At 73.9% G+C, this 14,937-nt stretch carries 15 protein-coding genes; 5 read left to right on the forward strand and 10 right to left on the reverse strand.

Annotation, left to right across the window (positions count from 1 at the left end):
• Positions 1–37 precede the first annotated feature (37 nt).
• Together FGD68_RS08190 and cmtR are read right to left on the reverse strand one after the other, a co-directional pair.
• Positions 38–748: a cation diffusion facilitator family transporter gene (locus FGD68_RS08190; RefSeq protein WP_119373550.1), complete on the reverse strand. Its 711-nt coding sequence runs from the start codon at positions 746–748 to the stop codon at positions 38–40.
• Positions 745–1,098, reverse strand: coding sequence for a Cd(II)/Pb(II)-sensing metalloregulatory transcriptional regulator CmtR (gene cmtR / locus FGD68_RS08195; protein ID WP_119373551.1), 354 nt, complete (start codon positions 1,096–1,098; stop codon positions 745–747). Before cmtR ends, FGD68_RS08190 begins: the two co-directional genes overlap by 4 nt.
• Positions 1,099–1,207: 109 nt before the next feature.
• Here cmtR and FGD68_RS08200 point away from each other — a divergent pair, with 109 nt between their 5' ends.
• Positions 1,208–1,645 (forward strand): arsenate-mycothiol transferase ArsC, encoded by a 438-nt coding sequence (locus FGD68_RS08200; RefSeq protein WP_104237304.1) that lies wholly within the window; start codon positions 1,208–1,210, stop codon positions 1,643–1,645.
• On the opposite strand, the gene FGD68_RS08205 is transcribed toward FGD68_RS08200, so the two are convergent.
• Positions 1,642–2,268 carry a TetR/AcrR family transcriptional regulator gene (locus FGD68_RS08205; RefSeq protein WP_237609338.1) on the reverse strand — a complete coding sequence of 209 codons (627 nt, stop codon included), beginning with the start codon at positions 2,266–2,268 and terminating at the stop codon, positions 1,642–1,644. The two genes, FGD68_RS08200 and FGD68_RS08205, sit on opposite strands and share 4 nt — an antisense overlap.
• 77 nt (positions 2,269–2,345) lie before the next feature.
• On the opposite strand from FGD68_RS08205, the gene FGD68_RS08210 reads away from it, so the two are divergent.
• Together FGD68_RS08210 and FGD68_RS08215 are read left to right on the forward strand one after the other, a co-directional pair.
• Positions 2,346–3,662 (forward strand): carboxylesterase family protein, encoded by a 1,317-nt coding sequence (locus FGD68_RS08210; RefSeq protein WP_237609339.1) that lies wholly within the window; start codon positions 2,346–2,348, stop codon positions 3,660–3,662.
• A gap of 72 nt (positions 3,663–3,734) precedes the next feature.
• Positions 3,735–5,042: a hypothetical protein gene (locus FGD68_RS08215; protein WP_147361740.1), complete on the forward strand. Its 1,308-nt coding sequence runs from the start codon at positions 3,735–3,737 to the stop codon at positions 5,040–5,042.
• 246 nt (positions 5,043–5,288) lie between these two features.
• On the opposite strand, the gene FGD68_RS08220 is transcribed toward FGD68_RS08215, so the two are convergent.
• Positions 5,289–5,855 (reverse strand): GNAT family N-acetyltransferase, encoded by a 567-nt coding sequence (locus tag FGD68_RS08220; RefSeq protein ID WP_119373655.1) that lies wholly within the window; start codon positions 5,853–5,855, stop codon positions 5,289–5,291.
• A 111-nt stretch (positions 5,856–5,966) separates the two neighbouring features.
• Complete coding sequence (locus tag FGD68_RS08225; RefSeq protein ID WP_237609340.1) at positions 5,967–7,727, reverse strand: DEAD/DEAH box helicase; 1,761 nt, start codon at positions 7,725–7,727, stop codon at positions 5,967–5,969.
• Between the two features lie 67 nt (positions 7,728–7,794).
• Here FGD68_RS08225 and FGD68_RS08230 point away from each other — a divergent pair, with 67 nt between their 5' ends.
• A complete protein-coding gene (locus tag FGD68_RS08230; protein ID WP_119373612.1) occupies positions 7,795–8,568 on the forward strand; it encodes a DUF4184 family protein in 774 nt (257 codons plus the stop codon).
• A 592-nt stretch (positions 8,569–9,160) separates the two neighbouring features.
• Here FGD68_RS08230 and FGD68_RS08235 read toward each other — a convergent pair.
• The gene (locus tag FGD68_RS08235; protein WP_237609341.1) at positions 9,161–10,030 is read right to left on the reverse strand and encodes a class I SAM-dependent methyltransferase; all 870 of its coding nucleotides are present in this window, start codon (positions 10,028–10,030) and stop codon (positions 9,161–9,163) included.
• A 47-nt stretch (positions 10,031–10,077) separates the two neighbouring features.
• Here FGD68_RS08235 and FGD68_RS08240 point away from each other — a divergent pair, with 47 nt between their 5' ends.
• Positions 10,078–10,698, forward strand: coding sequence for a helix-turn-helix transcriptional regulator (locus tag FGD68_RS08240; protein ID WP_119373814.1), 621 nt, complete (start codon positions 10,078–10,080; stop codon positions 10,696–10,698).
• Here FGD68_RS08240 and FGD68_RS08245 read toward each other — a convergent pair.
• The 4 genes from FGD68_RS08245 to cobA form a co-directional block, all read right to left on the reverse strand.
• Positions 10,695–12,182: a Stk1 family PASTA domain-containing Ser/Thr kinase gene (locus FGD68_RS08245; protein ID WP_237609342.1), complete on the reverse strand. Its 1,488-nt coding sequence runs from the start codon at positions 12,180–12,182 to the stop codon at positions 10,695–10,697. The two genes, FGD68_RS08240 and FGD68_RS08245, sit on opposite strands and share 4 nt — an antisense overlap.
• Positions 12,183–12,406: 224 nt before the next feature.
• The gene (locus FGD68_RS08250; RefSeq protein WP_237610037.1) at positions 12,407–12,592 is read right to left on the reverse strand and encodes a hypothetical protein; all 186 of its coding nucleotides are present in this window, start codon (positions 12,590–12,592) and stop codon (positions 12,407–12,409) included.
• Between the two features lie 147 nt (positions 12,593–12,739).
• Positions 12,740–13,891 carry a uroporphyrinogen-III synthase gene (locus FGD68_RS08255; protein ID WP_237609343.1) on the reverse strand — a complete coding sequence of 384 codons (1,152 nt, stop codon included), beginning with the start codon at positions 13,889–13,891 and terminating at the stop codon, positions 12,740–12,742.
• Positions 13,888–14,937 (reverse strand): uroporphyrinogen-III C-methyltransferase, encoded by a 1,050-nt coding sequence (gene cobA / locus FGD68_RS08260; RefSeq protein WP_104237289.1) that lies wholly within the window; start codon positions 14,935–14,937, stop codon positions 13,888–13,890. Before cobA ends, FGD68_RS08255 begins: the two co-directional genes overlap by 4 nt.

Here is a 14,937-nt window from a genome sequence, read left to right on the forward strand (position 1 = left end):
CGCGCCGTCCGATGGACTCGGGCGTCAGCAGCAGGCGTCAGCAGCAGGCGTCACGGTGCGCGTCGGCGTCGGCGTCGGCGTCGGCGTCGACCGCCCGCTCGCCCGTGAGCGCGCCGACGGGAACGGTGCAGGCGTCCCCGCGCCACGCCTCGACGCCCTCGCGGACGGCGAACGCCGCGATCGCGAGCCCTGCGACGGGATCCGCCCACCACCAGCCGAGCCCGGCGTCGAGCAGCAGCCCGACGAGGAGCGCAGCCGACAGCCAGGCGCACACGAGGGTCTGCCGGGAGTCGGCGACCGCGCTCGCGGAGCCGAGCTCGGTGCCCGTGCGGCGCTCGAGCAGGCTCAGGGCCGGCATGACGGCGAGGCTCAGCGCCGCGAGGACGATGCCCGTGGTGCTCGGGCGCGCCTCGGATCCGCCGGTCAGGGCGAGGACGGCGTCCACGCTCACGTAGGCCGCGAGCCCGAGGAACGACACCGCGATCAGCCGGAGGGCCGTGCGCTCTCGACGCTCGGGATCCGGCGCGGAGAACTGCCACGCGACGGCGGACGCGGCGAGCACCTCGACGATCGAGTCGAGCCCGAACGCGATGAGCGCGGTCGACGACGCGACGGCGCCGGCCGTGAGGGCGACCACGGCCTCGACCGTGTTCCACGCGATGGTGCCCGCGACGATCCAGCGGATGCGGCGGCGCAGCACGTCGCGGCGCGCGACCGTGAGGCCCGGCGCGGAGGCGAGGCCGCTCACGCGCCCGCCTTGCAGCAGCCGGGGTCGCAGAGCGCCGGATCCGCGCAGGCCCGGTCGTCGTCCACCGCGAGCACGACCTCCACGAGCGCGCCGAGGCCGCGGGCGATGCGTGGATCCTGGATCTCGTAGCGCGTGCTGCGCCCCTCGGGCACCGTGCGCACGATGCCGCAGCCGCGCAGGCAGGCGAGATGGTTGGAGACGTTCTGCCGCGTGAGGCCGAGCGTCTCGGCGAGGAGAGCGGGGTAGGCGGGTCCGTCGAGCAGCTCCATGAGGATCCGCGCCCTGGTCGGATCCGCGAGCGCCCGGCCGAGCCGGGTCATGACGTCGAGGCGGGGAGCGAGGGTGGGCATGCGATGACGGTACAGCGAGGGCTGTAACGATGTCGAGGGCGGCTCGGCGACGGTCTGCCAGGATCGTGAGGACGCCCGAGCAGCGGGCGACGTCCCGACCGGAGGATCCATGGCCGAGCGCATCCCGCACGTCGTCTTCGTCTGCGCCCGCAACGGCGGCAAGTCCCAGCTCGCGGCCGCCCTCATGCGGCACGCGGCGGGCGACGCGGTCGCCGTCACGTCGGCGGGAACGGATCCGGGATCCTCGCTCAACGCCCTCGCCGTGGAGTCGCTCGCCGAGCTGGGCATCGACGTCGCGGGCGAGCGCCCGAAGCCGCTGACGGACGACATGGTCCGCGCCGCCGACCTCGTGGTCGTGCTCGGGGCGGAGGCCCACGTCGACGGCGACCAGGACGTCGCGATCGAGACGTGGATCACGGACGAGCCGTCCGAGCGCGGCATCGACGGCATGGAGCGCATGCGGCTCGTGCGCGACGACATCCGCGCGCGCGTCGAGGAGCTGCGCGGCCGGCTCGGCGGCGTCGCGGGCGACCCGGCGGCGCGCTAGGCGTCGACGGAGGCCCGCCGGTCGACGCGGCGGGCGACGAGCGCGTCCACGTGCCGCTCGAGCACGCCGAGCGCGCGGGCGCTGCGGGCTGGATCCGCCTCCTGCACGAGCAGCTGCAGCGCGAGGCCCGCGATCAGCGCCTGCAGGTGGTCGGCCTCGGCCTCCGGATCCGCGTCGGGCCGCAGAAGGCCCGCCGCTCGCAGCTGCGCGAGCTGCTCCAGGCACGTCTCGCGTGCGGCCGCATGGGCTGCGGCGCGCACCTCGCGCAGCCGCGGATGCGACGCCGCGTCGGCGAGGAGCGCCGCCGAGACCTCGGCCTCGGCGCGGCGCGCGTCGTCCAGCGGCAGGTGCTCCGCGAGGATCCGCACGGCCCGCCGCCGGGCGTCCGGGTCGGTGCGGCGGCTCCGGATGCGGCCGTCGATGCGCCGGGCGACGAGCGCGGTGGCGTGCGCGACGAGGTCGATGCGGCTGGGGAAGCTGTGGCGCAGGGATCCGGTCGAGAGGCCCGCCTCGGCGGCGACCGTGCGGACCGAGACCCCGCTCGCCCCGTCGCGCCGGATGACCCGCCAGACCGCCTCGGCGAGCTCGTCCTCGCGGCGGGCGTGGTCGATCAGGCGGGGCATGGCGTCACGGTAGCACCGGCATCCGTCGCGCCCGCGGGCCTCCCGGCGAACGCCACCCGAACGGTAGCGTCGAACTGATGAGCGCATTCTCGCCGCCCTGCGGCCCCGTCGTCGGGTGGGCGGACGGCGACGTCGTCCGCGCGACCGGCATCCCGTACGCCACGGCCGTCCGCTTCGCGCCGCCGGTCGCGCACCCCGACTGGACAGCGCCGCGCGACGCGAAGGCGTGGTCGCCCGCGTGCCCGCAGCCGCCCATGGAGGAGCTCGACGCCGTGCTCGGCAGCTTCGCGGGGCTCGCCGTCGACGAGGACTGCCTGCGTGTCTCCGTCACGATGCCGCGCGATGTGCGGGCGGACGATGCGCTTCCTGTGATGGTCTGGATCCACGGCGGCTCGTACGTCTCGGGCGCCGGCGACGTGCCGATCATGGATCCGGCACCCCTGGTCGCGGAGCAGCGCGTGGTGGTCGTCACGGTCACCTACCGGCTCGGGCTCCTCGGCTACCTCGGCGACGGACGGGAACGGCCGGCGAACCTCGGCCTCCTCGACCAGCTGGCGGCGCTGCGCTGGGTGGCGCGCAACATCCGCGCGTTCGGCGGGGATCCGGACCGCGTCACCGCGTTCGGGCAGTCGGCGGGCGGCGACGCGGTCGCGCATCTGATGGCCGTGCCCGAGGCCGCGGGCCTGTTCCGCCGGGCGATCGTGCAGAGCGCGCCGCTCGGCATCTCGCGGGGCAGGCGCCGCATGGCCGCCGCGATGGTGCGCGCCTCCCGCGGGCTCACGGCCGAGATGCCCGTGGCGGAGGTGCTCGCGCGGCAGGCCGCCGTGGAGCGCGCCGCCGCGCCGTTCGGGCTGCTCGGGGCGATGCCGTTCGGCACGCAGTACGGCCACGCGCCGCTGCCGCCCGAGTCCGGGATCGAGGCGGCGTGGGATCGCGCCGCGCCCGGCGTGGACGTGCTCATCGGCAACACGGCCGAGGAGGCGCGGCTGTTCCTGCCGGGGATCCCGTGGCTCGCGCGCCTCACCCGCCTCCCGGTCATCGGCCCGCTCGTGCGCCGCGCGGCCGTCGCTGTCGTCACCGCGATCGTCTACGGCGTCCCCGCCCGCCGCTTCGCCCGCCGCCACGCGCGCGCCGGCGGCACGGCCCACCGCTACGTGATCCGGTGGTCGGCGCCCGGCAGCCCGTTCGGCGCAGCGCACACCGTGGACCTCCCGCTGCTGTTCGGCGACGCGGAGGCGTGGCGCGGGGCCGGGCTCCTCGCGGGCGCCGACTGGGAGGGGATCCAGCGCGACGCCCGCCGGGTGCGGCAGGTGTGGGGCGACTTCGCGCGCGGCCGCATCCCGAGCAGGCAGCTGATCCCGCGCGTGCTCGAGCTGCGGCGCGCGGGCGGCTGATCCTGCTACGAACGGTCGGACATCTTTAGGGCATACTCAGTTGAGTCGGCAATAAAGAATCGAAAGCACACGATGACCCAAAGCGAGACTCTCTTACCGCCAAAAGTCCTTGCAATAGGTGGTAGTGATGAGGAGCGCGCTATTGTGCGTCGCTTTTCCGGATGGTTGCACGCGATCTCGCCTAGTCGAGAACTGGTATTTGACGAGAGAGCTTTTGATCTCGCGATAGTTTTTGAAAGCACTGTAACAGAAGCATTACATGTGCCCTATAGGATCGTTTTCGGCGCGCCGGGGGAATATGCTGATGTGGTCTCCAGGATCAGGGGAGGAGAATCGCAAAACGTCTTTGGGCCACCGCTACTATATGCGTCGCGACCAACGGTACTAGCGCTCGGCTTTTCGATAAGCAATTTTGCTAAGCAGCTTCAACTTCAAGGTTTGATATCTTCCACGCTCGTTCCCAAGCTAGGTGCGCCCTATAAGGCGTTCTCGCCAAAGCTGTCGGACAGTCGTAACGAAATCTATCCATTACTCACCGAGGCTGGTGCCGGGACGTTGGTAATTGCGGGCTGCGTCATGAGTGCCGGTATTACGACAGTCTTCTTGCCGTTCACGGCCAGGAAATATTTGGCTGACTGGCTCCAAGCGCTATTTGAGTATTTCCAGACGCTTAACGAACATCGCTTTCCGGTCAAGTCGCTAGATGCTACCAAATCGCAATGGATGACCGCCGCCGAATTGAAAGCCAAGGCTGCGCTGACAGAATTCGACGCGATGGAATCTGCCAGGCGTCTTGCCAACTCTGAGGCTCGCATGAAGCTAGAGCAGGCAGCCGAAGAAGCTGGACGAATGAGTGCGCAATTGCGTCTTCTTCTCTCGGGAACTGGTGTCGAGCTTGTGGAGGCATGTGCCGCCGTCTTGACTGAACTTGGGTTCCAGGTTGAGGATGCTGACGTATTGCCGCAACATAAAGCCGCTAAGCAAGAGGACTTGCGCATTTCTATCGATGGGTTGGTTATTCTCGCAGAGGTTAAGGGGTATGGAAAAGGCGCTAAGGCAAATGATTTGGAGCAATTGAAGAAGGCGGCCATGGTATATGCCATGAATGAGAACTCGGAGCCCAATCACCTCTGGTACGTAGTAAATTCGTTTCGAGGTGTTGACCCCGACGATCGTCCCCTTGTTCTGGCATCCAACTCAGAGCAGGTAGAGGGGTTTGCAAAGGTATTTTCCGGGGTCGTCGTCGACTCTCGGGACCTTTATTGCCTGATCAGAGACGTCCAGTTAGGCGTGCGCTCTCGTGAAAGCGCGCGAATGTTGCTATTATCGGCTCACGGACGTTTTGCATATACAGATGAGCGCGACGATCCGAGCGCCTAGTCGCTCAGTCTCGTTTTGGTGACACAATAGGGTAATGCGCAACGCGTATGGTCTATTCTCTACTCAGGTGATCCTTAAGGCAATACGAGTAATTCCATAAATGCGCACGCCCTCATGCCTCGACGGCGTCTTCGGAGGGCGATGATCGTCTTCGGGTCGTTAGTGCCGCCCCCCCCCGGGCCATCGCGCGCAGGCGGCGGCCGTCGGGCGCGGTGACCGTCTCGACGCGGCCGAGGAGGTCGGCCGTCACGCGAGCACCGGCCACCGCCGCGGCGTCCGGTCGTCGGTCGCGAGGAGCCCCGCGAGCCAGTCGTCCTCTCGTCCGTCGCGGCCCAGCGCACCGAGTCGCGCGATCCCCTCGAAGCGGAAGCCGAGCGCGTGGGCGACGGCGGCGGATCCGGCGTTCCCGGCGTATGCGCGCCAGCCGATGCGCGCGAGCCCGAGACCCGCGGACGCGTCGAAGCCGTGGTCGACCATGGCGCCGGCGGCCTCGCGCATTATCCCGCGGCCGCGCGCGCCCGGCGCCAGCCAGTACCCGATCTCGGCCGCGCCGTCCGCGACGGCGTGCAGTCCCATGGTGCCCATGAGCGCGTCGCCATAGACGACGGCCCAGGTCAGGCGGTCGCCCGAGGCCCAGCCGTCGGCGCAGAAGCCGGAGACGTAGGAGACCGCGTCGTCCCGCGAGTACGGCACGGGGACCGGCACATACCGCTGGATCGCCGGGTCCTGGCACGCGGCCGTGATCGCGTCGACGTCGTCGACCACGGTCGGGCGGAGCGTGAGGCGCGCGGTGCGGAGGGTGACGGGATCCATCGGGCCACGCTATCGGCCGCGCTCCGGCGGGCAGGGCGCGATGACGGACGGACGCGACGACGGCCCGCCGCCTCCGGAGAGGCAACGGGCCGTCGTCGGGCGATCAGCGGATCAGTCGCGCGGCTTCCGCCCGCGACGCTCCGGGGCCGCACCGCGCTCGGCGGCGCGAGGGCCGCCGCGGTCGGGGCGGATGTCGATCGGGCGGCCATTGATGACCGTGCTCGCGAGCCTGTCGATCCGGTCCTGCGGCAGCCCGGCCGGCAGCTCGACGAGCGAGAAGTCGGGGCGGATGTCGATGTGGCCGAAGTCCTCGCGGCTGAAGCCGCCCTCGTTGGCGAGCGCGCCGACGATCTGGCGCGGCTCCACGCGGTGGCGGCGCCCGACGTCGATGCGGTACGTCGCCATGTTGCCGCTGCCGCGCGCGGGACGGGCGCGACGCTCACCGCGGTCGTCGCCGTCGCGGCCCGGGCGGTCGTCGCGGCGCTCGCGCTCCACGCGCGGCGGGCGGAGGTCGTCGGCCGAGAGGAGGAGCGGGGTGTCGCCCTGCGCCACGATGGCGAGGGCGGCGGCCACGTCGGACTCGACGACGTCGTGGTGGTTCACGTAGTGGCCCACGATGTCGCGGAACGCGTCGAGGCGCTCGCGGTCGGCGAGGGCCGCGGTGATCGCGTCGTCGAAGCGGGAGAGGCGCGTCACGTTCACGTCCTCGGCGCTCGGCATGCGCATCTCGGTGAGCGGCTGGCGCGTGGCCTTCTCGATGGCGGTGAGGAGGCGGCGCTCGCGCGGCGTGACGAAGCTGATCGCCGCGCCGCTGCGTCCGGCCCGGCCCGTGCGGCCGATGCGGTGGACGTACGACTCGGTGTCGATGGGGATGTCGTAGTTGACGACGTGGCTGATCCGGTCGACGTCGAGCCCACGCGCCGCGACGTCGGTGGCCACGAGGATGTCGAGCTTGCCGTTCTTGAGCTGCTCGACCGTGCGCTCGCGCTGCGCCTGCGCGACGTCGCCCGAGATGGCGGCTGCCGCGTAGCCGCGGGCCCGGAGCTTCTCGGCGAGCGTCTCCGTCTCGTTCTTGGTGCGGACGAACACGATCATGCCCTCGAAGTTCTCCGTCTCGAGGATGCGCGTGAGGGCGTCGACCTTCTGCGGGTACGACACCATCAGGTACCGCTGCGTGGTGTTCGCCGAGGTCGTGGTCTTGTTCTTGACCGTGATCTCCTCGGGGTCCTGCAGGTACTTGCCCGAGATGCGGCGGATCTGCGCGGGCATCGTCGCCGAGAAGAGCGCGATCTGCTTCGACTTCGGGGTGTCCGCGAGGATCGTCTCCACGTCCTCCGCGAAGCCCATCTTGAGCATCTCGTCGGCCTCGTCGAGCACGAGGAACTTCAGCTGCGAGAGGTCGAGGGTGCCCTTGTCGAGGTGGTCCATGATCCGGCCGGGGGTGCCGACGACCACGTGCACGCCGCGACGGAGCGCCGACAGCTGCACGCCGTAGCCCTGGCCGCCGTAGACCGGCAGCACGTGCACGCCGCGCATGCCGGACGCATAGCGCTCGAACGCCTCGCACACCTGGAGCGCGAGCTCGCGGGTGGGCGCGAGCACGAGGGCCTGCGGGGTCTTCTGGGACACGTCGAGGTTGGAGAGGATCGGCAGCGCGAACGCGGCCGTCTTGCCGGTGCCGGTCTGGGCGACGCCGAGGACGTCGCGGCCGGAGAGGAGGGAGGGGATCGTGGCCGCCTGGATCGCGGAGGGCGTCTCGTAGCCCACCTCCTTGAGTGCCTTGAGCACCTGGTCGGAGAGACCGAGGTCGCTGAAGGTCGTGCGGGGGGCGGCGTCCGCGTCGGGGGTGGATGCGGTGTCGTCAGTGCTCATGCCTCAACGGTAGGGGGTCGGGGGCGTCCCGGGCCCCGCGCCGGGCGGGATCCCGCGAGGATGAGGGGTGCCCTTCACCGTCAGCCATGCCGTCGTCGCCCTCCCCGCCGTGCGCGGGCCGCTCCCGGCGGCGGCCGTGGCGGCGGGCGCGATGGCCCCCGACGTGCCGCTGTTCCTCGGCGGCGGCCTCTCCTACGCCGACACGCACGCGTTCCCGAGCCTGCTCGTGACGGCGCTCCCCGCGGGCGCGGTGCTGCTGGTGGTCTGGTCGGTCCTGCTGCGGCCGGCCGCGGGGATCCTCCTGCCCTCGGTGGTCGCGTCGCGCGTGCCCGCGTCCTGGTCGCACCGGTCGCGGCCCACCGTGCGCGGCGCGCTCCTGGCCCTCGTGGCGCTGCTCCTCGGGGTGCTCACGCACGTGGCATGGGACGCGTTCACGCACGCGGGCCGGCTCGGGACCGAGCTGCTGCCCGCGCTGGCGGAGCCGTGGGGTCCGCTGCCCGGGTACCGGTGGATCCAGTACGCCTCCTCCGTGGGCGGGCTGATCGTGCTGCTCGTCGCGGGGATCCTCGGGCTGCGCCATGCCGAGCCGCGCCCGGTGCCGCGCAGGCACGGGGGACGGGTGCTGCGGATCTCCCTGGCTGCGGCCGTCGTCGCCATCGCGGCCGCCGTGGTGCTCGTGCCGGTCGCGGCGGACGGCGTGCCGCGGGACGTGGGGGCGCTCCGGGACCTCGTCTACGACGCCATCACCCGGGGCGGAGCGGCGGTCGCCCTGGCCGTGCTGCTGGCGGCGCTCATCGCCACGGGGATCCGCGGGGCCGCTCCGTCCCGCCCTCCCGCCTGACGCGATCGACGCATGGCGGGACCGAGCACCCGACCGACCGGCGCGAGCGTGCCGGAACTCCTCGACGCCGTCGTCCCGGCCGTGCGGCGGGCGGACGGCCCGCGCCTCGCTCCGCTGTTCCGTGATGTGACGGGGGCGGATGCCGTGATGTGGGGTCCGTCCATAGTCGGGTACGTGACCTGCGGGTGCGTCTCCCCGTCGGATCCGCGGCGCACGGGGCAGTGGCCCCGCACCGGATTCTCGCCGCGGAAGAGGTGGTCCTCGATCCAGCGGTCCTGCCGGGTCCAGGAGCCGTGCGCGGTGACCCAGCGCTGGAGCGAGGCGTCGAGCTGCAGCAGCGCGGACGCCGTGAGGAGTCCGGACGCGACGAGGCGCCAGCCGCCGGGGATCCGCGCGCGGGGCGGCGCGGGGCGCGCGCCGCTGGGCGGGATGGCCGACGGTGGATCCGCGACGACCGGGTGATCGAGGTGCGTCATGCCCCAGGACTACCGCAGCGCCGGGCCGCGCGGGCGAACGGCGGGCGATCTTCTTCCCCACTCGGTGAATTCGCGGTGGTGCAGCGGCGCGGTGTCGCGGCGCTCGCGGCATGGAGTCAGCGCGGCCGATGACCCACGTACGCCGTGCGGGTGCCGCGGAGGCCGAGGCCCGGGATCCTCGCCAGGGCGTGCGGGCCGTCGTCGTCGAGGAGCGCGTCGAGGGCGGCGCGGTCGTCGGCATCGAGGCGGTCGGCCGACCGGTCGCGGACGCGGGTCAGCCACGCGCGTGCGTAGGGGAGGGTCGCGGCGGCGGCGATCGGATCCGCGGGGTCGGGATCGATGGGGAACGCGCGCGTCGCGACGTCGACGAGGCCCGCATCGCGCAGCCACGGCGCCCAGTCCGGATGCGACGGACCGCCCGTGCCGCCGTGCGTGACAGCGTCGTCGAGGCGGTCGGCGAGGCCAGCGCGGCCGAGCGCGGGATCGAGGCGGTCGGGCAGGAAGCGCGGCGGGCCGTCCATCTCGACGACGGCGAGGATCCCGCCCGGCGCGAGGCCGTCGTGGACGCGCGCGAGCAGCCGCGCCGGGTCGGCGACCTCGTGCAGCATGAGCGACGCCCACACCAGGTCGGCGGGCGGCAGCGCGGGCCAGCCCGCGTCGAGGTCGGCGTGGACGGTGCTGATCCGGTCGGCGAGCCCGTCGACGACGGCGCGCTCGGCGACCCGGTCGAGCATGGCGGCGCTCGCGTCGACGGCGTGCACCTCGGCCCGGTCGAAGCGGCGCGCGAGCGCGATCGTGCCGGTGCCCGTCCCCGCGCCGAGGTCGACGACCACGCGGCCGGCGGTGTCGCGCCCGAGGCGGCGGACCCAGGCGGTGAGCTCGCGCTGGTGGCCGTGCAGGATCCGGGCGTCGAGGTCGAGCATGCGGGCGAGCGAGGGGTCGGCGGATCCGTGCCCGGAGGCATGGTGCGAGTGCGGGTGGGTCATGGATCCAGGCTGGCGCACTCCTGCCGCACGCGCATACGATCTTGCCCATGACGCAAGAGCCTGACCTCGACGCCCTCGTCCGACAGCGCATCCGCAGCCTCCGCGAGGCCCGCGGCTGGTCGCTCGACGTGCTCGCCGCGCGGTGCTTCCTCAGCCCGTCGACGCTCAGTCGCATCGAGACCGGTCACCGGCGCATCGCGCTCGACCAGCTCGTGCCGATCGCGCGGGCCCTCGAGACGTCGCTCGACGCGCTCATCGAGTCGGGCGACGACGCCGACGTCGTGATCCGCGCGCAGGAGGACGCGCAGGCGGGCCGCACGACGTGGATCCTCTCGCGCGGCGGGGGCAGCGGATCCGGCCCGTTCGTCGCGAAGATGCGCATGACTCCGACGCGGCCCGTCCCGGTCGACCAGCTCGGGGTGCACCCCGGACGGGACTGGTTCACGGTGCTCTCGGGCACGGCCAGGCTCCAGCTGGGGGAGCGGACGATCCTCGTGGAGGCGGGCGACGCAGCCGAGTTCTCGACCATGGTGCCGCACGCCATCGGCGCGCACCGGGGCGTCGTCGAAATCCTGACGATCCTCGACCGCGACGGGCAGCGGGCGCACCTGCGGGCGACGGGGACGAGTGCCGCCGCTCACGCGGGGGACGACCCGGCGGCGGGCTAGCCCTCGGCCGGCGGCGTCTCGGGCACGGGCTCGACCGGCGTCTCGGGCTCCGGCGGAGCGGGCGGCGTCGTCGGCTCCGGGCTCTCGACCGGGGGCTCGGGCGACGGCTCGGGATCCACGGGCGCGGGCGTGGTCGGTTCGGGCGTGGGCACCGTGGGCGGGTCCGTCGTCGGCTGGGGCTCGGGGTCCGTCGGCGTCGTCGGGTCCGGGTTCGACGGCGAGCCGCCGCCGGTGCCGGGGTCCGACGGCGTCCCGGGATCCGTGCTGCCGCCGCCGCCGCTGTTGCCGCCGCCGGTGCCCGGATTGAACGTCCCCGTGCCCGGCCGCGTGCCGGGACGCGACGGGATGTTCGGCGCCTTCGGCACGACGGGGACCGCGATGCGCTCGGGGGCCGCGGTGGCGAGCGTGAGGGTCACGACCGTGCCGGGCGCGACGCGCGTGCCGGCCGCCGGGTCCTGGCTCGCGACGATGCCGACGTCCTGGCGCACGAACCCGCCGCCGCCCGCGCCCGCGAAGGCGATGCCGAAGCCGGACGCGGCGAGCGTGTCGCCGGCGTCGGCCCCCGTCATGCGGGTCACGTCGACCATCTCGACCAGGCCGTCCGCGGAGATCGGGAGCGGGTTGGCGGGGTCCGTCGCATCCGGCACCGGGCGGGAGTCGGAGATCTCGATGGTGTCGGGATCGGCGACGTCGTCGCTCGGCGTCGGGAGCGTGGCGGCGACCGCGCCGCTCGCGATGAGGACGAGCGCGAGGCCGGCCGCGACGCCGCCGGTGGCGCGCGTGCGGACGCCGGGGATCCAGGCGGCGCCGTCACGGAGCAGCGGGATGAGCCCCGCGACGAGGGCCACGACGCCGAGCGCGATGAGGAGTCCGGGGATGCCGGCGATGACGGCGGCCGCGACCACGAGCACCGCGGCGACCGCGAGAGCGGCCCACGGCCAGGTGCTGCGGCCGCGCAGGGCTGGGGCGGTGCCCGCGGAGCGCGGGGTCGGGGCGGACGCGGCGCTCGTGGCCGGTCGGGGCGGCGCGAAGCTGCCGGCCACGGAGGAGGTGCGCGGGGCGGGGGCGCCGACGGGCGCACCGGTCGGCGGGGCCACGGGCAGACCGGCGGGAGGGCCGAAGCGGGCACCGGTCGGCGGTGCCATGGGGTACCCCGCGGGCGGCGCGACGGGCGCACCCGTGGGCGGCGCGAGCGGAGCGCCTGCGGGCCCGGCGTCCACCGAGGCGTCGACGGTGGATCCGACGGGTGGTGCGATCGGCGCGGACCCGGGCGCGTAGCCCTCGGGCAGCGGCGACTCGGTGATCAGCTTGGGCTCGGGCGTCGATGACGCGCGGCCCGGGAACACGCGACGGCCGGAGACGAGCTCCGTCCAGCGGGCGCCGTCCCAGTAGCGCTGGTTGCCCTCGCCGTCGCCGAACCAGCCGGGCTCGTCGGACGACGGTGTGACCGACGTCGGGGAGGCGGGCGGCGGGGTCGACGACATGGTGCTCCTCAGCTGGAGAAAAGGTCTCCTCCGCTCAGGTTAGGCGGCGGGTGGGGCGACCGTGAAGCCCCGGGATGCGAGTCGGATGTCCCCGGCACCCCCAGTCAGGGGCGTCCGGTGCCCCGCGGCGAGCCCGCCGGTGGCCGAGCCGGTCCCGAGCGGGAGCCCGCCGACGAGGCCGCGTCGGCGGGCTCCCGCAGGCGCGCTCCGGCCTGCGGCACCGCTCAGGCGGCGGTTGCGGCGGTCGCGGCGGCCTGCGGCGCGAGGTCGACCTCGAGGCTGGTCGTGCCCAGGTGGAGGAAGGCGCCGGAGCCGGAGAACGCGATGCAGGCGGGATCCCCGGGGCGCGGTGCGAGGGCGACGGGAGCCGCGGCGCGCGCGGTGGGGGCGGGGGCGGGGGCGACGGACACGGGCACGGGATCCTCCAGATCGACCGCCCGGGCGGGCGGTGACCCCAGGTTCGCGGACCGGGCACCGCGGCGCGTCATCCGCGCGGCCCCCGCGCCTCGTCCGCGGGGTGGAGACCCGACTGGCCGCCGCGCGGCCGCCCGCCCCGCTCAGACGGTCGAGAGCCGGTACCCGCGCTTGATCACGGTCTCGACGATGCCCGCGTCGGGCAGCGACCGCCGGAGCCGCGAGATCGCGACGTCCACCGCGTGGTCGTCGAGGACCTCCGGGGTGGCGCGCGCGAGCACCCGCCGCGGCACCGTGGCGCCCTCGGCCGCGACGAGCGCGCGGAACAGGGCGAGCGGCACCGGGCTCAGCGTGAGGCGCTCGCCGTCGATCACGACCAGCCGGCCGCGCAGCTGCACGGCGCCGTGGCCGGTCTCCACGCGCGCGACGCCCGACTCCTCCAGGTGCGCGCACACCAGACGGATCAGGGCGCCCATGCGGAACCGGTCGGGCGTGATGGGCAGGATCCCGGCCTCGACGAGCGGCGCCGCGGTCACCGGGCCGACGGCCGCCGCGACGACCAGCGTGCGCAGCGCCTCCTGGAGGTCCTCGAGCCGTCCCGCCGCGTCGGCCGTCGTGAACAGCGCCTCCACCGCGGGCGCGCTCGTGAAGGTGACCGCGTCGATCCCGCCCGTGCAGACCGCCTCGACCAGCCGCAGGACGCGCGCCGAGTCCTCGTGCACCGTCCAGCGGTACGGGGCGACGGTGAGGACGTGGGCGCCCGCGTCCTCCAGGCGCGCGAGCTGCACCGGGTCGGTGAAGCCGTGCAGCTGCACCGCGACCGTCTGCCCGGCCACGTCGCCGCGCAGCACGAGGTCGACGAGCGACGTCGTCGTCTCGCGCTCGCTCATGCCGTGGTCGTCGAGGGACGCGGCGCGGATGGCGCCCCGCGCCTTGGGCCCGCGCACGAGGATCCGCGCCCGGCCGAGGACCTCGGTCAGCTCGTCGCCGACGCCCGCCGCGTCGGCGGCCTCGAACCAGCGGCGGATCCCGTACGAGGTCGTGGCGAGGAGGACGTCGGGCCGGTCGCGGATGATCGCGCGCGTCTCGGCCTCGAGCGCGGAGTCGTCGCTGACGCCCGTCATGCGGATGGTGGGGGCGTGCACCACGTCGGCGCCGCGGCGCTCGAACGCGGCGATGAGGTCCTCCGAGCGCCGGTCGGACGTCACGGCGATGCGGAAGCCCTCGAGCTGGTCGGGGCGGAAGCCGGGCTCGGCGTCGGATCCGGTCACGGCGGCCACCCCCTCGGCGGTCACGGCGTCGCCCGTGCCCGCCGGTCATCCTCCCACGGCGCATGGCCGGCGGCCGCAGCCTCCTCCGCCCAGCCGGGGACGCGGACGACCTCGCCGACCACGATGACCGCGGGGGAGCGCGGCGCGACCGTCCCGAGGAGGCCCGCGACGCCCGAGACGGTGGTGACGGTGGTCCGCTGGTCGATGGCGTAGCCGCGCTCGACGATCGCGAGCGGCATGTCCGCGCGCATCCCGTGACGCTGCAGGCCCGCCATGAGGTGGGGGAGCGTGTTGACGCCCATCAGCACGACGAGCGTCCCGCCGAGCCCCACGAGGTGGGAGAGCTCGTCCTCACCGAACGGCACGTGGCCGGAGACGACCGTGAAGGCCCGGCTCACCTCGCGGTGGGTCACCGGGATCCCGGCCGCGGCGGGGACGGACACCGCGCTCGTGACGCCGGGCACGACGGTCACGGGCACGCCGGCTGCCCGGCAGGCGATGACCTCCTCGCCGCCGCGCCCGAAGACGAACGGGTCGCCGCCCTTGAGGCGCACCACGCGCAGGCCCCGGGACGCGTGCTCGACGAGCAGCTCCTCGATGCGGCGCTGCGGCACCGCGTGGTGCCCGGGGGTCTTGCCCACGTCGACGAGGAGGGCTCCGGGGGCGAAGGCGGCCACGTCGTCGGTCGGGCCGAGTCGGTCGTGCAGCACCACGTCGGCCTCCGCGAGGGCCGCGCGGGCCGCGACCGTCATGAGGCCCGGATCCCCGGGGCCGCCGCCCACGAGCGTCACGTGGCCGCGGGGCGTGGGCGCGGTCCCCTCCCGCACCTGGAACCAGACGCGCGCGGCCCGGCAGGCCTCCGCGACGGCGGCGCGGCGGACCGCGTCCCCCTCCACCCACAGCACCAGGTCGGGCAGGTCGGCGCCGTCGAGCGCGGCACCCGCGGCGTGGTCGGGGACGCGCGCCACGTCGGCGCCGTCGGCGCGGAGGGCGGCGGTGAGGCGGCGCGTCGCGGCCGCGCCGCCCACCACGACGACGCGGCGGCCCTGGACATCGAGGTCGAACTGCAT

This window comes from Clavibacter californiensis (assembly GCF_021952865.1).
Lineage (GTDB): Bacteria > Actinomycetota > Actinomycetes > Actinomycetales > Microbacteriaceae > Clavibacter > Clavibacter californiensis.